General features: G+C 40.3%; 17 protein-coding genes and 1 rRNA gene. 16 read left to right on the top strand and 2 right to left on the bottom strand.

From position 1 onward, the window contains the following. Positions 1 to 146 precede the first annotated feature (146 nt). The 12 genes from rrf (at position 147) to AN619_RS10760 (ending at position 14,790) form a co-directional block, all read left to right on the top strand. Positions 147 to 263, top strand: a 5S ribosomal RNA gene (gene rrf / locus AN619_RS10815). Positions 264 to 484: 221 nt separating this feature from the next. After that, entirely contained in the window at positions 485 to 1,834 is a 1,350-nt protein-coding gene (locus tag AN619_RS10810) for a M20 family metallopeptidase (protein ID WP_068556872.1), read from the top strand. A gap of 217 nt (positions 1,835 to 2,051) precedes the next feature. Next, complete coding sequence (locus tag AN619_RS10805; protein ID WP_068556870.1) at positions 2,052 to 2,555, top strand: thioredoxin family protein; 504 nt, start codon at positions 2,052 to 2,054, stop codon at positions 2,553 to 2,555. A gap of 236 nt (positions 2,556 to 2,791) precedes the next feature. Then, positions 2,792 to 6,274: an adenosylcobalamin-dependent ribonucleoside-diphosphate reductase gene (locus AN619_RS10800; protein WP_068556868.1), complete on the top strand. Its 3,483-nt coding sequence runs from the start codon at positions 2,792 to 2,794 to the stop codon at positions 6,272 to 6,274. A 218-nt stretch (positions 6,275 to 6,492) separates the two neighbouring features. Continuing rightward, complete coding sequence (locus AN619_RS10795) at positions 6,493 to 7,191, top strand: alpha/beta hydrolase (RefSeq protein WP_068556865.1); 699 nt, start codon at positions 6,493 to 6,495, stop codon at positions 7,189 to 7,191. Between the two features lie 355 nt (positions 7,192 to 7,546). Next, entirely contained in the window at positions 7,547 to 8,221 is a 675-nt protein-coding gene (locus AN619_RS16720; RefSeq protein WP_083525094.1) for an accessory gene regulator ArgB-like protein, read from the top strand. Next, positions 8,215 to 8,334, top strand: coding sequence for a cyclic lactone autoinducer peptide (locus AN619_RS15660; RefSeq protein WP_083525093.1), 120 nt, complete (start codon positions 8,215 to 8,217; stop codon positions 8,332 to 8,334). Before AN619_RS16720 ends, AN619_RS15660 begins: the two co-directional genes overlap by 7 nt. A 225-nt stretch (positions 8,335 to 8,559) precedes the next feature. Then, a complete protein-coding gene (locus tag AN619_RS10785) occupies positions 8,560 to 9,756 on the top strand; it encodes an MFS transporter (RefSeq protein WP_068556862.1) in 1,197 nt (398 codons plus the stop codon). A gap of 75 nt (positions 9,757 to 9,831) precedes the next feature. Next, entirely contained in the window at positions 9,832 to 10,665 is an 834-nt protein-coding gene (locus AN619_RS10780; protein WP_068556860.1) for a stalk domain-containing protein, read from the top strand. Positions 10,666 to 10,747: 82 nt separating this feature from the next. Then, positions 10,748 to 11,665: a hypothetical protein gene (locus AN619_RS10775; RefSeq protein WP_068556858.1), complete on the top strand. Its 918-nt coding sequence runs from the start codon at positions 10,748 to 10,750 to the stop codon at positions 11,663 to 11,665. A gap of 799 nt (positions 11,666 to 12,464) precedes the next feature. Beyond that, complete coding sequence (locus AN619_RS10765; protein WP_068556854.1) at positions 12,465 to 13,961, top strand: YjjI family glycine radical enzyme; 1,497 nt, start codon at positions 12,465 to 12,467, stop codon at positions 13,959 to 13,961. Beyond that, positions 13,954 to 14,790 carry a YjjW family glycine radical enzyme activase gene (locus tag AN619_RS10760; protein WP_068556886.1) on the top strand — a complete coding sequence of 279 codons (837 nt, stop codon included), beginning with the start codon at positions 13,954 to 13,956 and terminating at the stop codon, positions 14,788 to 14,790. The genes AN619_RS10765 and AN619_RS10760 overlap by 8 nt, the downstream gene beginning before the upstream one ends. Before the next feature lie 73 nt (positions 14,791 to 14,863). Here AN619_RS10760 and AN619_RS10755 read toward each other — a convergent pair whose 3' ends face one another. Beyond that, positions 14,864 to 15,448 carry a superoxide dismutase family protein gene (locus AN619_RS10755; protein WP_083525092.1) on the bottom strand — a complete coding sequence of 195 codons (585 nt, stop codon included), beginning with the start codon at positions 15,446 to 15,448 and terminating at the stop codon, positions 14,864 to 14,866. A gap of 464 nt (positions 15,449 to 15,912) precedes the next feature. Here AN619_RS10755 and AN619_RS10750 point away from each other — a divergent pair, with 464 nt between their 5' ends. Next, on the top strand, positions 15,913 to 16,734 hold the full coding sequence (locus AN619_RS10750) for a Nif3-like dinuclear metal center hexameric protein (protein ID WP_068556852.1): 822 nt from the start codon (positions 15,913 to 15,915) through the stop codon (positions 16,732 to 16,734). 46 nt (positions 16,735 to 16,780) lie between these two features. On the opposite strand, the gene hisC is transcribed toward AN619_RS10750, so the two are convergent. Beyond that, on the bottom strand, positions 16,781 to 17,911 hold the full coding sequence (hisC, locus tag AN619_RS10745) for a histidinol-phosphate transaminase (protein WP_068556850.1): 1,131 nt from the start codon (positions 17,909 to 17,911) through the stop codon (positions 16,781 to 16,783). A gap of 371 nt (positions 17,912 to 18,282) precedes the next feature. Between hisC and fusA the strand changes: the two genes are divergently transcribed. From fusA to AN619_RS10730, 3 genes are all read left to right on the top strand, one after another. Beyond that, entirely contained in the window at positions 18,283 to 20,349 is a 2,067-nt protein-coding gene (fusA, locus tag AN619_RS10740) for an elongation factor G (protein ID WP_068556848.1), read from the top strand. 181 nt (positions 20,350 to 20,530) lie between these two features. After that, complete coding sequence (locus AN619_RS10735) at positions 20,531 to 20,773, top strand: hypothetical protein (RefSeq protein WP_068556846.1); 243 nt, start codon at positions 20,531 to 20,533, stop codon at positions 20,771 to 20,773. A gap of 181 nt (positions 20,774 to 20,954) precedes the next feature. Continuing rightward, complete coding sequence (locus AN619_RS10730) at positions 20,955 to 21,425, top strand: CtsR family transcriptional regulator (RefSeq protein WP_068556844.1); 471 nt, start codon at positions 20,955 to 20,957, stop codon at positions 21,423 to 21,425.

Genomic DNA, 21,425 nt, shown 5'->3' with positions numbered 1-21,425 from the left:
GCTGACCGATACTAATAGGTCGAGGACTTGACCAGTTTATTGTTAGCCCTTAGGGGTTAGCAGCAAAAGATTCTCTTTGCATTGTTTAGTTTTGAAGGTACATTCGTTGCCAGAAAAAACTGGCAACTGTGGCGAAGCCACACACATCCAGTGACAATGGCGAAGGGGATACACCTGTTCCCATACCGAACACAGAAGTTAAGCCCTTCAGCGCTGATGGTACTGAGGTGGAGACGCCTTGGGAGAGTAGGTCGTTGCTGGATATCCAAAAGGACTCAAGAGCAAAATTGCTCTTGGGTTTTTTGTTTTTCAAGTATAGGTGTAATGTTATAATTGAAGTGATAACAAATATGTTTCTTATGAAATTGTTTGATAGAGAAAATTTTTTTCCGCCATTATCAAATACCTATAATTTGCAAATCCTAAATAGTGATTGTAAGTTAGCTGCGGACTACAAATACTTAGGAAAGACGGTGATGTGGACATGTTGATAGATAAAGCCCTGAAAGAAAAACTGGAAGTGCTTCAGCCACAATTGATCCAAGGGATCCAGGAGTTGATAAGAATTCCAAGCGTTATCGCTGAACCTTCTGAACAATATCCTTTTGGTGAAGCTATTGACAGAGTGCTGAGAAAAACCTTGGAAATCTGTGAAGGATTAGGATTTCGTACATATTATGATCCAGAAGGATATTATGGATATGCTGAAATCGGCCAAGGTAAAGAGTTAGTAGGGGTATTGGGCCATTTAGATGTGGTACCGGCCGGAAGCTTGGATGATTGGGAAAATAATCCTTTTGAGCCGGTCATAAAAGATGGCAAACTGTACGGCAGGGGGACACAGGATGATAAAGGACCAACCCTTGCGGCTGTATATGCTGCGAAGGCACTGATGGATTTGGAGGTTCCATTTCATAAAAGACTCCGATTTATTTTTGGAACCGATGAAGAGTCATTATGGAGAGACATGAAAAAGTATATGGAAAAAGAGGAGAAGCCTTCCATGGGATTTACACCTGATTCCACTTTTCCTTTAATCTATGCAGAAAAAGGGTTGCTGCAACTTTTGCTTGAAAGCAAGAATGAGACAGACCTTGTGCTGGAAGGTGGAAATTCTTTCAATGCCGTGCCGGATAACATTGTGTATACAGGAGAAAAACAGGAGGCTTTAAAGGATAAGTTGTTGGAACTTGGCTATGAATTTGAGGAAACTGTTTCAGGGGTAAAGGTATTAGGAAAATCAATGCATGCCCAAGCTGCTGAAAAAGGGGTGAATGCCATCAATCGATTAGCCATTGCCTTAAAGGAAATAGGCATTACATCAAAGACCATTGAATTTATTGCCAATGAAATTAAAGAAGATCCCTTTGCTACACGAATTTTTGGTTCCTGTGAAGATGAGGATTCCGGAAAGCTTAAATTTAATGTAGGTAAAATCAACTTAGGGGAGAAAGAGACCCTATCTATTGATATTCGAATTCCGGTGACAGTAACCAAAGAGGAAATTGTATCAAAGCTAAGTGCCGTAGCTGGCAAATACGGTCTAGCTTATAAGGAATACGATTGGCTAAAACCAATTTATATTCCAAAAAATCATTTTTTAATTCAGACATTGATGGAAGTATATCAGGAGGTAACAAGGGATACCCTATCTCAGCCCATATCTTCAGGGGGAGCCACCTATGCAAGGGCAATTGATAATTGTGTTGCCTTTGGCGCAATTCTGCCGGGAAGAGAAAAAACCGAGCATCAGCCCAATGAATACATTGTGCTGGAGGATTTATATATTGCTTTGGAAGTATATGCAAAGGCCATATATCGTTTAACAAGATAATAAGTGCAGATTTGTTATTCTTAAGAGATGTAAAATATTCCAAATGACATAGAAACCATAAAAATCTATTGCACGTCTAAAGAGACATAGGATATCATATATATAGATATAGAATAGGTTTTCACGTTATGAAAAGTGGACAACACAGGCTGAATCTATTTTCTCAAAAGTCTGGGCCCTATAGGATAAGCAAGAATGAAGGGGGGATTTGCTGGGTATGAAAGCACTCTTTGAGAAGGGAATTTCATTTGAGGAATTTGTAAACAGAGATAAGGATACACATAAAGAAAAAACTTTAGAAATCTATCACCAGATTGAAGTTGATGAGGAACTGGTGCAAGAAATTAAAACTATTGACCGAATCATCCATGTATTGGTTTTTGGAGAAATATGGTGCCCAGACTGTATGATCAATGTACCAGCCCTCCAAAAAATGGCGGATATCAATGATAAAATTGTAATTCGTATTGTTTCTCGGGAAGGCAATGAGGCATATATGGAAAACTATGCCGTGAATGGAAAACCGAAAATTCCTACGTTTGTATTTATGGATGAGAATTTTCAGGAGATTGGTGTTTTTATAGAACAGCCTCAAGTGGTAAAAGACGTTGTGGCAAAGGGCAAGCAGGTAGAAATTATTGTGGCGAAGCGAAAATACAGAAAAGGCGAATATGTAAATGATACAATCAGGGAAATATTAAAAATTCTTAAAAAATCGTAGATAATAGCACGAAAAGCTTCTCGAAGAAATGAATGGGGAGCTTTTCCTATTTTTTGAGGAAAATTGATTATTTATCAAAGCATAGGGGCATAAATAAGACGTGATTTCCCCTGATAGCTCTTTTTGATGCCATGGAATAACCAAATATTGTTTTGACATTCCTATGGTCAGATGATACAATATTTAGTACACCAACTTTGGCAGCTATACCAAATGTAGTTATAGGAGGTAGGATTATGCAGATTTCAGAGAATGCCTTAAAGGTTCTTGAAAGACGATATCTGGCAAAGAATGAAAAAGGCGAAGTGATAGAAACGGTAGAAGAGATGTTTCGAAGGGTAGCAAGACATGTTGCAAAGGCAGATAGGATATATAATCCCAATGCCGACCTTCAGACTTTAGAGGATAAATTCTACAATATGATGACCAATCTGGAGTTTTTGCCAAACTCTCCAACACTGATGAATGCAGGAAGAGAATTAGGGCAACTTTCTGCATGTTTTGTACTGCCCGTAGAGGATACCATGGAAGGCATTTTTGATGCTATCAAAAATGCCGCAATTATACATAAATCCGGTGGAGGGACAGGCTTTAGTTTTTCTAGATTGAGGCCGAAGGGATCGACGGTTGCCTCAACAGGCGGGGTGGCTTCCGGACCTGTCAGTTTTATGAAGGTTTTTAATGCAGCTACAGAAGCAGTGAAACAAGGTGGTACGCGCAGAGGAGCCAACATGGGAATCTTACGGGTAGATCATCCCGATATATTGGAATTCATCCAGTGCAAAAAGGATAACGACGAGATTACAAATTTTAATATTAGTGTAGGGATTACAGAGGCTTTTATGGAAGCTGTAAAGAATGGAACGGAATATGATTTGGTAGATCCCCATACAAAAAAGATTGCAGGCCGAATCAATGGAAGAAAAGTTTTTGATATGATTGTCGATATGGCGTGGACCAACGGAGAGCCGGGGATTATATTCTTAGACCGATTAAACAGAGACAATCCTACGCCGGCCATAGGGGAAATAGAGAGTACGAATCCGTGTCTTCATGGCGACACCTATATTTCAACAATAAATGGGCTTGAAAAGATCAAGGATGTATTTGATAAATATAAAGATGGAGAAATTGACATTCTTACGGATAATAGAGCAATCAATGGAAAGATGATTCATCATAGAAGAGAATATTATGAAAATGGCGTTACACTAAGAAAAGCAAGGGTTTTCAAAACGGGGACAAAAAAAACGATAGAAATTTGTTTGGATAATGGACAGAAGATCAAAGTAACACCGGAACATAAGATTTTAACAGTGAAGGGATGGATAGAAGCTGAAAAATTAAGTGTAGAAGATGAAGTATTCGTTCAGTCGGGAGCAGGAAATTGGGCCGTATCCGATGATATTGGCGAAGAACTGGGGCTATTTTTGGGATGGTTTACGGGAAACGGGTGGTTAACGGTCGATGAAAAAGTAGTGGGAATGTTTTTTTCATCCGATGAGAAATATATCATGGAAAGAATGCAGCAAATTGCAGAGAAATTTGGCGCAGGGGAAGGGATTGTCAATGAGGGAGAAAATGGAACATGGCAATTGTTGTTTAAGAGAAAAGAGTTTGTAGAGTTAATCAAATCTTTTGGCTTTGAAGCAAAACGAGTCCATGAAAAAAGGGTTCCTAAATCAATATTTACGGCTTCAGAAAAAACTGTAGCAGCTTATATAAACGGACTTTTCAGCTCAGACGGAACAATAAATTATGTAGATGAAAATCACAGGGACATTCGCATTAGTTCAAGTTCTTTAGAACTTTTACAAGATGTACAATTGCTGTTATTAAATTTCGGTATATTCTCCAACATCTACGATAGAACAAAGGAAGAAACTTCAAATTTTATTTATGTAACACAAAACGGAGGAGAAAGACAATATGATTCTACACCTTGTTACGAATTGATTATAAATGGAAATGATATTTGCAGCTTTAAACATATAATCTTTAAACTATTACATGAAAGGAAGAATGAAAAATTAGAACAAATCAATAGTGCTTCTAGAAAAAATACAAAATATACAAGTAAGGTAAAATTCATTAGAGAAAGTGAAGAAGCGGAAGTATATGATATTTCAGAAGAGATTACACATTCTCTTATAGGAAATGGTATCATTGTCCACAACTGTGGGGAGCAACCGCTGCTTCCTTATGAATCCTGCAATCTGGGGTCTATTAATCTTGCCAGAATGATCAAGGACGATGGCGGGAAAAAATATATAGATTATGATAAATTACAAGAAGTGGTTTACTTGGCAGTACACTTTTTGGATAATGTAATCGATGTGAACAATTATCCGCTGCAAGCCATTGAAGAGATGACAAAAGGAACGAGGAAGATTGGCTTAGGCGTTATGGGTTTTGCAGATATGTTAATCCAATTAGGTATTTCCTATGACTCTGAAGAAGGCGTAAGACTGGCAGAGGAGATTATGAAATTTATTGATCAAAAGTCCAAGGAAATGTCCATGAGATTGGCAGAGGAAAGGGGTGTATTCCCTTATTATAAAGGCAGCATCTATGAAAAGAAGGGCATAAAACTGAGAAATGCAACGACGACAACAATTGCCCCTACGGGAACAATCAGCATTATTGCCGGAACTTCCAGCGGCATAGAGCCCCTTTTTGCTATTTCCTATTTCCGGAATGTCATGGATAATGATAAGTTGGTGGAGACTCATCCTTTATTCGAAGAAACGATAAAGAAGGAAGGCCTTTATTCAAAGACGCTCATGGAAAAGGTGGCTGAAAGAGGGGGTGTGGCCCACATACCGGAAATACCGGAGCATATTCGAAAGATATTTGTGACAGCCCATGATGTTTCACCGGTATGGCATATCCGAATGCAAGCGGCCTTCCAAAAATATGTGGACAATGCTGTATCCAAAACCGTGAATTTCCGTCATGATGCTACAAGGGAAGACGTGGAAGAAGTGTATACTTTGGCCTATGCCCTCGGTTGCAAGGGCGTAACTATCTATCGTGACGGCAGCAGGGAAGGTCAAGTATTGAATATCGGGCCTGTAAAGGAAAAAGAAGAAAGGGAGGAAGCGGTCACCCCAGCAGCTGCAAAATCGCAGATTACGCCGAGACCGAGGCCGGAGATTACAAGGGGATTGACAGAAAAGGTAAGGATCGGATGCGGAAATCTATATATTACTGCAAACTATGATGATGAAGGAATCTGCGAGGTGATCACGAATCTGGGAAGGGCCGGTGGTTGTCCGAGTCAAAGCGAGGCAACCAGTCGTATTGTATCTATTGCATTGCGGGCCGGAGTAAGCGTGGAAGCTATTATTGAACAACTGCGAGGCATCCGGTGCCATTCAACCCTGACCCAAAGAGGGAAAGGAAACAAGGATATCAAGGTATTATCTTGCCCCGATGCCATCGGCAGAACCTTGGAGAAAGTATTAAATATGCATGTAAAATCAACAGAACCCAATGTGCAAGACATGGCATTGGAAATAGAAGAGGAGACGATCGATCGCTGTGCCAGCAACTGTTCCTTATGTTCCATGGCAGAGATGTGTCAGAGTGAATATCACCAAGAAGTATCCGTTGCCATGGAAAAAAGAGAGAATGATTGTCCAGAATGCGGATCCAAGGTAGAACATGAAGGGGGTTGCATGATCTGCCGTAGCTGTGGATTTTCTAAATGCGGATAAACCATTGATTCCCTTGATGATATATAAGAATGCCGATGAGGGGGAGAAAAAAAGACAGGGCTATATAAAATCCTGTCTTTTTCCATATATTCGGCATAAATGGGGGTTTGGCGATGCAATTCCTCCATGGGCTTGACAACTGCATATGTTGGATAATATTGTATTTACTGTAGAATGATATTATGAAAGACATTATGTGAAAAAAGGGGAAATGAAAGTTGGGAAAAAATAATGGATGCCTTATTATTCACGGCTTCGGCGGGAGTGTTCATGAAGTGAGTCCTTTGGCCGCATATCTGCAGGAAAGGGGATATCAAGTCATATGTCCCACTTTAAAAGGACATACGGGAAGAAAAAAGGATTTAAGGGAAGTTACTTATGACGATTGGTTAACTTCTGCAGAAGAGGGGCTACTTCAGCTGATATCTTCCTGTGACCGTGTATTTGTCATAGGATTTTCCATGGGTGGTTTGATTGCCATGAATCTGGGGATCAAATATAAAATTCATGGTCTTGTGACAATCAATTCGCCTATTTATTATTGGAATTTGAAAAGAATATGCCTAAACATTATAAACGGCTTCAAAAAAAGAGATTATAGAAATATCAGAAGATATTTGAAGGCATCGAGAAATATTCCGTTGGCAGCACTTTTTCAATTCAAGTCGCTGCTTCTCAAAACAAAGCCAATCATCAAAAATATAAAATGCCCTTTATTGGTGATACAGACAATAGATGATGATACCGTAAGAAGTGATAGTGCCAATTATATATATAAAAAAGCCGATACTGAAAAAAAGAAATTAAAATTTTATGAGCAAGGGGGCCATTTGGCTTTAAGAAGTATTGCAGCCCAGTCAATCATGGAGGATGTAAGGACGTTTTTTGGTGAGATAGAGGAGATAGCGCAAGACTAAACTTCATGTTGCCAAAACCCCCATGAAGTCTCTTTAGCTGTCTGAGGACTTATCTTGTAAAGGAGAGGAATCAGAATTGAAATTTTGAGGAGTTTGTTTTTGCAATAATATACTACAATCCTTATTATTTATACAACTTTTTGCAGAAATTTTTACTGGATATGCTGAAGTAAACATACAATAAGGCTCCACAAATTAGCTACAAGATTGCCTTGTGGAGCCAATTCTTTTTAAATGTAATATAAATCCAACAAGCTAAGACTAAAGTCTCAATTTCATATAAAAAAGAAAATAGTTACAAGATTCTACAAATTTCAACATTACCTTTGATTTATAATATAACCATAAACCCTATATGGGAAAATACAAACGAAGGAGGAGAATGAAAATAGAAAGATTAATTGATCTTATACTGGGAATGTATAAAAAACATTTAAACATAGAAAAAAAACAGGAAGCGATTCTGAAATATTCTTTAACAGTGCTGTTGCAGTCTATCATTGGCTATACATTGACCCTTGGCTTTGCGTGGATATTCGACATATTTTGGCCCGCGCTTATGATTATCATTACATTTTCCGTCTTCAGGTCATTTTCAGGGGGGGCCCATTGTTCCAGTCCCCTAAATTGTGAATTATACAGCGTAATTTCAGTAAACGTCTTAGCTTTTATTTCAAAATTTATTTCCCTTGATTACCAATACGTAATGCCGATTGCAATTTCTACAATGCTCTTTTCTTTCTGGGCTGTGGCCAAGTATGCACCAGCGGACACCCCAGCAAAACCTATAACGGACCCAAACAAAAGATATAGGTTAAAAAAATATTCCCTGATACTGTTGTGCATCTGGAGTACCTCAATATTACTATATTTTAAGACCGTTCATAAAGGAAACATGATTATCTTGGCATCTTCCTTGGGATTGCTATTCCAGAGTTTTTCCATAACAAAGTTAGGATATGCTTTCTGGAAAGGGTCAGATGAATTGCTCAATATAATACAAATGAAAAGGGGGGGGAGAGTATGCTAAGAAGATTATTGCAACTTTCTATCACGCTGCTTACTTTTGCTGCATTTACTAGCGCCGCATCTGCCTGCACTTTACTAGGATATCAGCCGGAACTGCCAGAAGAATTAAAGTAATCAACTTCCCAAACAAGAAAAGGATCTTGTCATCATAAAGATCCTTTTCTTGTTTGGGAAGAAAGTATTGGATAGTCAGCAGGATTGTATGGGGCAATTCCTTTGCATGTCGATTTTTTGTCTTTGCAGAGGAAATTTTCTTATTGACGTCGTGAAATCTTTTAAATAAAATATAGAATAATTATAAAAAAATGACATTTGTAGGATTTTGCGGAAGGTGACAGAATGGACTATGCAAAAAATATAAGGAACTATTATATCTATTCCATATTTCATGAATTGCTGATTTTAGGCCCTATTATTGTTTTATTTTTAATTGCCAAGGGTTTGTCCTTTACGGAGATCATGATTTTGCAATCTGTTGCTGCGATTTCGGTGGTGATATTTGAGGTACCCACGGGAGCCTTGGCAGACAAGCTCGGAAGAAAATTCAGCATTCTTTTAGGAGCAGCCCTGTGGGCGGTAAGTTTGTCCATATACATGTTGGGAAAACACTTTATCGTATTCATGTTGGCGGAGATTGTATTCAGCTTAGGGGCTACATTAAAATCGGGAGCCGATGGGGCCTTGATATACGATACCCTAAAGGTATTGGGAAAGACAGAAAATTATCAGAAGATAGAAGGATTTGCCCGGGGCATTGCCCTATATGCCCAAGCCGTGGGCTCGGTTGTGGCAGGCTTTGTATATGAGGTTCATATCTTCCTGCCCATGATCATTTCTATTGTTTTCATGATGATTACCGTTGTTGTTGCGTTGCGATTTCAAGAACCGCCCATAGAAGGAAAGAAAGGACCCTATGGAGAAAAATATCTGGATCAGATGAAAGAGAGTGCTCAATATATTTTTACCCATGAAAAAATTAAGGCCGTTCTATTGTTTTCCATGATTTTTTTTGTATTCTATCGTGTAGGATTTTGGTATTTTCAACCCTACATGGAAGCTGTAAATATACCTGTAAGATATTTTGGCATTATCTTTTTTATCTTCAATATTACGGCAGCTTTTACATCCAGAAGAAGCCATCACGTGATGGCTTTGACAAAACCTAGGACTTTGACTTTTATAGCGGCACTGATGATTTTGTCCTTTATTTTATTAAGTATCATAAAGCTTTGGATAGGTGTCTTTGCAATTTTACTGCAGCAGATGGCCAGGGGTCTGTATAGGCCTGTTACTGCTAAATATTTAAATAAACATATTCCTTCCGATAAGAGGGCTACCCTTCTTTCTTTTCAAAGTTTGGCGGCTAATGTGGCGGCCGCCGTTGCCTTTCCATTTATGGGGATATTAAAGGATGCTACAGATATTTTTTGGGCCCATAGGATTCTGGCAGTAGCCATGATCATTTTGATGATAATTGCAAGCCAATATATGAATCGCTGTTTGGGCGTGAAGTATCAAGGAAAAAAAGTAGCATAGTATTGACGGAACATGTATAAAGTCTTGATCGTCTAATGATTGAGGAGCAGATAGGGAAAGGGGGAAGAATAGGATATGAAAAAATTGCTTTGCGTTTTTTTGACTTTTATGCTTTTGGCAGGATTTATACAAGGATATGCCTTGGAACAACCTAGGATTGAAATCCAAATCAACGGGGAGGCCATGGAATTTGATGTGAATCCCATCCTTGAAAATCATCGGGTTTTGGTGCCGGCAAGGGGGATATTTGAAAGATTAGGGGCGGAAGTTGCTTGGAGTGAAGAGACATCTACCGTATGGGTGAAAGACAAGTACACGGCCATTGAAATTCCTGCGGGAAAGGATGAGGCCTATATCCATAAAAATTTCGATTTTACGGGGATCCCTGAAAAAATAAAATTAGATGTTCCTGCCAAAATGATAAAGGGCAGAACTTTAGTTCCGGTACGATTCATTGCGGAGGCCCTCGGAGCCAAGGTAACTTGGGATCAAAAAAACCATAGAGTTATGATTGTGTTGGAGGTGGAGCAGATGCCCATGGGAAAAACCATCGCTTATAAGCAAATCATGTTCGAGGATATAAAAGAAAATCATCAATTAAAGGAATGGTTTGAATCCAATTATCATGTAAAGGGAGTTCACTATGCTCGGCTGGGCAAAAATATGTACGTTCTGATCAGCGGTGGAGAAAGATCTACGGGAGGATATAGGGTGGAAGTGGATAAGGTGGTCATGGAAACTCCTGATAGGGCCTATGTATCGGCTTATGTCGCAGCCCCCGAGAAAGGATCTATGGTCACCCAGGTCATTACCTACCCCTATGTCTTGATTCAAATTGAAAATGAAAATATAAAACATGTGCAAGGTGCCCTGGAGAATAAGCAAAGTGGAAAAATAAGAAAAGAGTAACCAAAAAATAAATCCTCCATATATTGATAGTGGGAATGGACAATCCGATTTCCGCCAATATAAGAGAGGAGGCATGAAAATTATGGCATGCAATAAAAAGAGTGCAAACTTGAATCTTTCTATTGAAGATAGATGCTGCACAGCGACCACGGGCTGTCATTTTGACGGCAATTTGAAAAAGGTTGTATCGGAGCCTATCTACGTTCAAAAAGTTTATGATGCGGCATTGTTTAACTTGCAGGGATTGAGGACTGTAGAAGGCCAATTGTTTACACCTGCCTTGGGAAGAGGGGCAAGGATTATTGCAGTAACAGATATCCGGTGCAGAAAATTCTTTAATCCGGAAAACATCAATGACCCCAGAAATTTAGTTGCAACACCCAGTACAACTTTGGCCGGTGCCGATTTTGTAGAGGATGGATCGGGTAAGGATGTACGGGTGATAGGGCCCGATGGAACACCCTCTGAAAAACTTGTGTTTGTCAATACACAGGAGTGCGATGAAGAAGGAAAAGGAACACCCATCTTCGGGACACAAAATATAGCCATTTCAGGAAGTGTTGTAATAGAAATAGATGTTATCTTTACGGATGACTGTGATAAAGAGTGTGCTGTAACGCTTAAGGCCATTGCACCTATTGCATCGCCCACTGCACCGCTGGTACTGACAAATTTCTTTGAGTTGTGTTTGCCCTCTGTGTTTGACAGTGCATTCTTGCCGAGATTCACAGAATTTTGCAATATAGACTGCGAGGTCAGACTGGCTACAAACAGTATCAGAAGGGATATTTTTGTGGATCCGGCAACGGGCACGGTAAGGGCCAATTTGATTATTGCCTTGTGTGTAACCTGTGAGAAGAAAATTGTGGTGCCCGTTCAGCTTTGTGTATTGTCTACGGGATTTCCTGTACTTGAAGCAAATGTTGAGCAGATCTGTACAACATTCCCGCAGTTATTCCCGAATCAAATTGATGAAAAACCAAAACCACCTTGCAATTAAAATGGTTGCGAAGACTCTCTGGCAAAAACCAGGGAGTCTTTCTGCTTTATGAGACAAAAAGAATCGTGTTATAATAACACCACTTTACAAGTAATCAAAGATTAATTGGATAAAAATAACAAAATCAGACACCTGAATCCTAGGAATACTAATTTTGTGTAACCAACACCCTAGGAGGCGTCTGATATGCTTAGTATATCCAAAGATTCATTTATTCAAACTATAGAGCAATATTTACTGCAATACCGTTCACTTTTTAAAAAGCGGAGCTTCAATATTTTCCTTTGGCTAATGTTAGCTATTACCTCTGTTGAAGAAGTTCGGTCTATCCCCTTATCCTTTCAAGGGGAAAATAGAATTCTAAGTCTCTCTCTAGGATATAAGCTCTATACTAAGAAAAGAGCAAGTTACAAATGGCATCAGAGATGATTGACTGTGCTATGAAGTATTTAAAAGATTTTCCAGGCATTCTTTTGTGGGACAGTTGGTACTCTAAAGGCATCATCCTAGATACAGTAAAGAAAAAGGATCAGAAAATCTAATTCTCCGTGCCTATGGTATACGATGGAATATGGAAGTCATATTCTATCAGCAAAAGCTATTTTGGGGATTTAGCAACTATTTCATAGAGAATTAATTTAAAACAGTTTCATATCTTCCCTCGAAAATAGCAAAATATATGCTTCAATAAAGGAATCTGTTAAATGCTATTTACAGGGAAGGAAGATTGATTAGGCAAACTTGTAAACTAGTGTTATAATAAACACAATAGAAAATATTTAGGGAGAGAAAAAATCTTATGAACAATATCTACCGCGTGGTTCAAGACCAAGGATTAACCTATCAGCAAAAAGTTCTCCAGCTTGCCAGGGAGGCAGAAAACAGTATAGAGGTACTTCATATTTCTAAGGAAGCTAAAGACTACATGGAAAAACGGGTGATTTGCGACTTGTTTGAAGGAAAGGCTCCCTATCGGCCAAGATATATTTTGCCCGATTATGAAAGGCTCATGAAAATCGGCAGCAAATTTTTGGAGCTGAATCCTCCTGCAGATTTATGGGAAGCCGTGAATCATCTTCTGATTTTCTATAAGCATGTCCCTTCCATTACATCTTTCCCCGTCTTTGTCGGGGTGTTGGATCAGTTATTGGAACCCTTTATAGTGAATGAAGAGGAGGCTTATAAGATTATCAAATTATTCTTCATCCATATGGATCGGACGCTGACCGATTCCTTTGTCCATGCCAATATCGGCCCCCATGATTCCCGAGCAGGAAGGCTGATCCTAAAGGCGGAGAGAGAATTAAAAAATGCTGTTCCCAATCTGACTTTAAGATACAGCAAAGATACGCCCAAGGATTTTGCCCTGGAGGCGGTGCAAACGGGCCTGGAAGTTTCAAAGCCTTATTTTGCCAACCATGAAATGTTTGTGAGGGAATTTGGCAAGGAATACGGGATTGCCAGCTGCTATAATGGTCTTCCTGTGGGCGGCGGCAGTTATACCCTTGTAAGGCTGAATTTAAAAAGACTTGCAGAAGAAGCAGGAAATCAAGAGACTTTTTTCAAACAATATATTCCCCATGCCGTAGGCTTGGTGACAGAAATCATGGATGAAAGGATTCGTTTTTTGGTAGAGGAAAGCGGCTTCTTTGAAAGCAGTTTCTTGGCAAAGGAGGGCTTTATCCATAAGGATCGTTTTACGGCTATGTTTGGAATCTTCGGATTGGCCGAGTGTGTCAATCTTTTTTTGAATGCCCGGGATCGAAGGGATCGGTATGGGCACAGTGAAAAGGCCAAGGAATTAGGTTACCAGATCGTGAAAAAAATCGAGGAAGCGGTAAATCAGCATAGAAATCTTTATTGTCAGGGAACAGGGCAAAGATTTTTACTTCATGCTCAATCGGGCATTTCAGCCGATATAGATGCCACTGCCGGTTGTAGAATTCCTATAGGAGATGAACCAGAACTTCTGGATCATATCCTTTATGCTGCCAAGTTTCATCCTCTTTTTCCGTCGGGAATCAGTGATATTTTTACTTTTGAAAGCACGGCAAAAAACAATCCGGAGTTTGTTCTGGATATCATCCGGGGAGCCATGGAAAAAGGCATGCGGATGTTTGCTTTCTCTTCCGGCGACAATGATTTGATGAGGGTTACCGGGTATTTGGTGAAAAAGTCAGAGATGAAAAAGCGAAAGGCAGGGGAACCGGTGTTGCAGGACACGGTGGCATTAGGGCTGGAGGCCGTAGAAAACCAAAGACTTCTGGAAAGAAAGGTTATCAAGAATGATGCTTAAAGGGTATGTCCATAAAATTCTACCTTTCAGTGCTGTGGATGGACCAGGAAATCGGACGGTAATCTTTCTGCAGGGATGCAATTTTGATTGTATCTATTGCCATAATCCTGAAACTATCCGACGGTGCAGCCATTGCGGCGAGTGCATAAAAGCTTGCCCCTACGCCGCCCTAGGGCTGGAGAGAGGAAAGATCCTATGGAAACAAGATTTATGCAGGGATTGTGACGGTTGTATCCGAGCATGTCCCTATGATAGTTCTCCCAAGGTGCAAACAATGGATGTGGAAGAAATAATGGACCATATAAGGAAGGTAGGGGGATTTATTTCGGGAGTTACCCTGTCGGGAGGAGAATGTACCCTCCAAGCTGCTTTTGTCATAGAAATTTTTAAAAGAGTCAGGGAGATGGGACTTACTGCTTTCCTGGATACCAATGGCTTTGTTCCCCTGCAGCAGATGAAGGAGATGGCCCTTACCATGGATATGGCCATGGTGGATTTGAAATCCTACGATGGGGAGGAACATAGGATGCTTACGGGAAAAGGCAACGAGCCAGTGATTGAAAATATTCGATATTTGGCGGAAATCCACAAGCTTTATGAAATTAGAACGGTAATTGTCCCGGAGTTGCTGGATAACCGAAAAAATGTAGACAAAATCAGCCGATTGATTGCAACCTTAGATCCCAATATCAGATACAAGCTGATTTGGTTTCGATCTGTTGGCGTTCGAGAGGGCGCAAAGATTTGGAAGGAGCCCACGGAGGAATTGATGAAGGAATTGGTTGCCATAGCGGAAAAAAATGGATGCAAAAATGTAGTGATGGTATAGAAGGGCCTTATCTGATCAGATAAGGCCCTTCTATACCATCAAGTATTTTCTGCTTTGGACAGCAGGAGGAAAATCAGAAGGGCAGGCCGTCAAAAAAATACTGAATGATGCCGCAAGCCAGACGTTTGCCTGCATCACCGGCGGGCTGGGTTCTATAGTCATCGGGACTTTGGTGAATGATGACGGCTTTTCCGATAATATCCTGGACCTTGAATTTATTTGTAAAGAATGTCATCCTGGCAATGCCGTCGTTGGAAAACAACACAGGGAAATCGCCTGCATGGTTTCCGTGGGGTTGGTTTGTAGGGTTCCAATGCTCTCCTGCTGCCCGAAAGGGGTCTTCTGGATTGCCTACGGTACAATCGCCCTTTTCATGGATATGAAAGCCGTGGGGCCCGATGGGATCCTTGTTTTTGTCGCCGGGCAGATAAGGAGGAAGGCCGCTGATATTTGCATAAACTTCCGTGCCTCCGGGAACATCTTTAAAATAAACTACACCCTTCAGATCAGGGGCCAAGGGTCCTCCCCGCATACATGCTACGGCAATATTTTTACTACTGGGACTGCCGCTGCTTTGTATAAAATGATAGGGTTCATACCTGTACCCAAAGGGTAGGAATGGTACCGCAAAAGGATGGGAATAAAAAAAGTTTCTCATCAAATCGTCTCCTTTCTTAGTGATAATACAAGTGACCTATTATCATGTATCGATATTCCGGGAGAGGTATTGCCATCTAATTTATACTATGAAAGGAAGAATATTTTTGAGCATGATAAAGTATAGTTATGGATAGGACGTATCTTAGAAGGAATATATTAGAATTTTTGTCCCGGGGTTGAGGCTATGGATTTTGATGGGTGCGGTTGCAGTTTAGGGAGAAGGAAAGGATGAAACAGTTAGTGTCCAAGGGGCGAGGATATATGAGTATAAAAGTAGGAAGAAATGGAAAAAAGAAAAAATAGCATGGCAAAAATAAAAAATATTTGACATAAATTGTTGCTCATTATATAATGTAGATGGGCGTAGCGAAAACCACAGCAACCAATATTGCCATAGGATCATAAAAAATATAAAATAAAATATGTGTATAAAAATTTTTTTGTACTGGGAGCGATGTGGAAATGAATACAACGGAAATTATGAACATAGCCTTGGAACTGGCGGGGCTGCAAGAAATTCCCTGGGATTCCGGAATCTCTGTAGAAGGAAATGACATCAAAAAAGTATTAATTGGCATTGATATGGAAACCCCAGAGCTTTTGCTGGCAAAGGAACTGGGCATGGATTTGGTGATCAGCCATCATCCCCATACGGGGGAGCAGGAAGTTTATTTTCATAAGGTGATGGCTGTCCAGATCGACAAAATGGTGGAATTTGGGGTACCCATCAACAAGGCCCAGAAGGCATTGAAGAAGAAGATAGGAATCCTTGAGAGAGCTTCCCATGGGAAAAACTATGACAAGGTACGATCTGCGGCAAAATTATTGAAGATGCCCTATATGAATATTCATTTGCCCGCGGATATAATTACGGAGAAATTTGTACAAAATCATATCAACGAAAAAATTAAAGGGCATCCGAAGGCTACGCTGAAAGATCTTATGGAATACTTGAATGAGATCCATGAATATCGGCATACCCCGGCAGGACCTGTCATTCGGGTAGGCAGTGAGGGAGATTATGCCGGTAAGGTGGCCGTGCTCATGGCAGGAGGTACCAATGGGGGAGCCGATGTATTCAAGGCATACTTTGAAGCAGGTGTGGGAACGATTATCTGTATGCATGTTCCCGACGATGTACGGGAAGAGGTAGAAAAGCAAAATATCGGAAATGTGATTGTGGCAGGACATATGGCCAGTGATTCCATCGGCTTGAATATTTTCATCCGAGAGCTTGAAAAGAGAGGCTTAGAAGTGATCAGAATGTCCGGTATCATAGAATAATCATTGAAAAAAAGTGGAATGCAGAGGCACTCCACTTTTTTCTTTGTTATTTGCAATCACAGCAGCATGTACAGGCTGCTTCCTTTTTTGTCTCCAATATATTGAAAACTTCCTTCAATGTTTCAATGAACAATTGGTTTTCTTCCATGGTTCCAATGGATACCCTTGCATAGGTGGCAAACATGGGGCGTATAATGACACCTCTTTTTTGCAGTTCTTCAAAGATTTCCTGAGCATCATACCGACAGTTGAAAAAAATGTGGTTTGCCTCTGAGGGGGCATAGGATATATCCATTTGATCAAAGGCTTGATAAAGATATTCTTTTCCTTGCTTATTTAAGGCATAAGCCTTTTGAATAAAATCTTGATCCGCCAGGGCAGCAATGGCTGCTTTTTGTGCCAGGGTGTTGACATTAAAAGGGTTTCTGATTTTGTTCAGTGTCGTGATAATCTCTTCACGGGCAATGGTATAGCCCACCCGAAGGGCTGCCAAACCGTAGATTTTTGAGAAAGTCCTCATAACCACGATGTTGGGGTATTTATCGATCAAACGACAGGCTTCTTGAGGATAATCTCTCCTCGTTACATATTCGTTATAGGCTTCATCATAGATGACCATAATGTGTTGAGGTACTTTGTCCAGAAACTCCATCAGGGCCTTTTCTCCAAACATGGTACCGGTGGGGTTGTTTGGATTGCATAGCCATATAAGTTTTGTTTTGTCCGTGATGGCATGATACATAGCGTCCAAGTCATAGGTAAAGTTCTTTAATGGGACAACCACAGGGGTACCTCCCATCATTTTTGCCGTAGCCATATATCTGGGAAAGGTGATATCCGCTACGATGACTTCATCGCCAGGATTGACATAGGCCTTTGAAATCATATCCACCATTTCATCGGATCCGCCACTGGGCAAAATCTGGGATGGCTTTAAGCCGAACTTGGCAGCCAAGGCGGTTTTTAACTCTGTACAGTTGCCATCGGGATATAGGCTGAGGCTATCCAATGCTTGCCGGATAGCTTCCATGACCTTTGGGGAACAACCTAAAGGATTTTCATTGGATGCCAGTTTTACAACATGGGTTAAACCATACTCTCTTTTTACGTCATCAATGGGTTTGCCGGGTTTATAAGGTTGAAGATCGGCAATTTCTGTTCTGTGCTGAATCGCCATTTTATTTTCCTCCCCCAATTACAAAATTTTTGTAAGATATCCAAACTAATTATAACATAAAGATTTTAGGAAAAGTGTTACATTTTTAAAAAATCGTTGCCGCTGATTAGCAACCGTCAGCTATCAGCTAACAGCTACCAGTACTGGTGACCGGTAACTGGCAACAAAACATTTGCAGCATAAAAAGATTATCTTCATAAAGGCATCAATCAAACTTTAGCGGTGTCTTACTATAAAAAGAAAGTGGGAAAAAGGCAAAGGTGAAAAAATTAACTTTTCCACAACAAAAATAAAGGAATTTTCAGAATAGTGAAGAATATTATAAATATTAGTTGTCTAAATATTACAACAATAAGCGAGGGGGAAACTAAATGAAGGGATATCCAAGTGATAAAATAAGGAATGTAGCATTGATTGGTCATGGCGGTTGCGGTAAGACGATCTTGACAGAAGCAATGTTGTTTACGACAAAGGTTATCAATAGATTGGGAAGAGTAGAGGATGGAAATACAGTATCGGATTTTGACAAAGAGGAGATTGCAAGAAAGATATCCATTAGCACATCACTGATTCCAATTGAATGGAAAGATTATAAATATAATATTCTCGACACACCAGGTTATTTTGATTTTGCAGGAGAGGTCAACAGTGCCTTAAGGGTGGCCGGCGGAGCCATCATTGTACTGGATGCATCTTCAGGGATTGAGGTCGGAACAGAAAAGGTTTGGAAATATACCAGTGATCGCAAAATGCCTAAGTTCATTTTTATCAACAAAATGGATAAGGAAAACGTTAATTTTGATAAAATATTGAACGATTTAAGAGAAAAGTTTGGAAAGGCCATTGCACCATTTGCCATACCCCTTGGGGAAACCAATAATTTTAAAGGCTTCATTAATGTAGTAGATATGATTGCTAGGGAATACAACGGCAAAGAATGTGTAGATAAAGGGTTAACGGATGATATGATCAGCATGATTGGTCCCGTGAGAGAAATGCTTATCGAGTCAGTGGCTGAAAGCGATGAAGTGCTTATGGAAAAATATTTTGCTGGAGAGGAATTTACCCTTGAAGAGATCCATGAGGGTCTCAGAAAAGGCGTGCTGGCGGGAGATGTTGTGCCTGTATTGGTAGGTTCGGCCGTCAATAATATAGGAATTCATACACTGCTGAATATGATCAGTGACTATATGCCTTCCCCGAAGGATATGAAGCCCTACGAAGGGGTTGATATAAAGAGCGGCACATCTGTGGAAAGAAAAATCGACAGTTCCGGGCCATTTTCTGCCTTTGTATTCAAAACGGTAGTGGACCCCTATGTAGGAAAGATTTCTCTGATAAAGGTCATTTCCGGTGAATTAAAAGGGGATATGGAGGTTTATAACCCTGAGAAGGATGAGGTAGAAAAGGTAGGAAGTTTGTTCGTATTAAGAGGAAAAACCCAAGTGCCTGTGGACAAAGTTGTGGCTGGAGATATAGCGGCCATTGCAAAACTGCAGCATGCGTCTACGGGAGATACCCTGTGTGATAAAAACCATCCTGTCCGATATCACAAGATTGAGTTTCCGGAGCCTACTTTATTTATGGCCGTGGAGCCAAAGGCAAAGGGTGATGAAGAAAAAATCGGTTCAGGATTAAGCCGTCTCACAGAGGAAGACCCGACTTTCGTAGTGGTAAGAAACCCGGAAACAAAGCAAACTCTTATCGGCGGACAGGGAGATATCCATATCAATGTGATTACCAACAAGCTAAAACAAAAATTTGGTGTAGATGTGCAATTGGTGGATCAAAAGATTCCCTACCGGGAGACCATCAAGGGAAAATCCGATGTGCAAGGCAAGCATAAGAAACAGTCAGGGGGCCATGGACAGTATGGAGACGTCAAGATACGCTTTGAGCCTGCTACAGAAGATTTTGTATTTGCAGAAGAAATTTTTGGCGGGTCTGTGCCAAAACAATATATACCTGCGGTAGAAAAGGGATTGAGGGAGTGCTTAGAATGCGGTGTCCTGGCAGGATATCCCGTAGTGAATATAAAAGCTACCCTGTATGATGGATCCTATCATGATGTGGACTCCTCGGAGATGGCTTTCAAGATTGCAGCATCCTTGGCATTTAAAAAGGGTATGGAAGCAGCGAAGCCGGTATTGCTCGAACCGATTATGCATGTGGAAATCACTGTTCCAGAAGAGTATATGGGGGACATCATGGGAGACATGAATAAGCGGAGAGGCAGAATTTTAGGTATGGAACCTCTGGGTGACGGCATGCAAAGAGTTATTGCGGAAGCACCCCAAGCAGAAATGTTGAAATATGCCATTGACCTAAGATCCATGACCCAGGCAAGGGGAAGCTTTACCATGAGATTTGAAAGATACGACGAAATGCCTCAACATCTGAGCCAAAAAGTAATAGAAGCTGCCAAGGCGGAAAAATAGTGATGGAGATGGAGCGAAAAGGCTCCATCTGCATTTTGCAGAAAAACCTTTGAGATAGGGCTCCTGATGGTGATGCTGCTTTGCCTTTCGTCTGTCTATGAATTTTTCCATGAACAAGCTTGAATAATATGGAGATGGTTGCAAAAACTAAAGAGGAGCAAATGACAAAGGAGGCAAAAGAATGAGTGATCGTTTCATTCATTATAACGGGGAATTGGGGCTTAGTGCCAATGGGAGGCTTTTAGAAATTATAAAGAAGGTAGGGCCGGAGGATGAATTGATCATCACCATGGATGCCGTCGAATCCCACCGGGCAGGATATATCCTTGACATACTGCGGGATCATGGATTTGAAGTATTGCCCAAAGGAGGACATGAGGGGGAAAAATATCATATCATTGCCCACAGAAAAAAACACAATTAATCAGCCAATCCTATGATTGGTTTTTTTGTTCAGTGGTAAAAATAGATAAAGAGAAATGAAAAATAGAGAAATTTTAAACAAATAAGATATATTTTGCAAAAATAAGTAAAAATCATCCTTGAAAAGGAATGGAAAATTTTTTAAAATAAAAGTCAAAGAAAGTCAAAATGGGGAGATGATTATGTCTAGGCTAAGCAATATTATTGAAGCCTTTATTAAGGAATTGTTGGAGGAATCAAACAACCGTGCCATAGAAATTCAAAGAAATGAGTTGGCCGATTATTTTCATTGTGCGCCGTCTCAAATCAATTATGTACTCATGACGAGATTTACAGTGGACAAAGGATATCTGATTGAAAGCAGAAGGGGTGGGGGAGGCTGCATTAAAATTGTAAAGGTCAATGTGGATAAAAACCAATACCTAAAGATATTGATGGAAGAAATTGGAGATGCCATCGGCAGGGTAAAAGCAGAAGGAATCATCCGTCGATTGGTGGAAAAGAAATGGATTTCGGAAAGAGAAGGAAGGCTCATGGCTGCTGCTGTAAATGACCGGAGCATCAACATTCCGGTAAATATGAAGGATCAGGTTCGGGCCAACATATTTAAAAATATGCTGGCAGCAGTCTTTATCTTTGATGGGAGGGAATAA

The organism is Thermotalea metallivorans, from assembly GCF_001562415.1.
Taxonomy (GTDB): Bacteria; Bacillota; Clostridia; order Peptostreptococcales; family Thermotaleaceae; genus Thermotalea; species Thermotalea metallivorans.
This window is presented reverse-complemented; position numbering and strand designations above follow the sequence as displayed.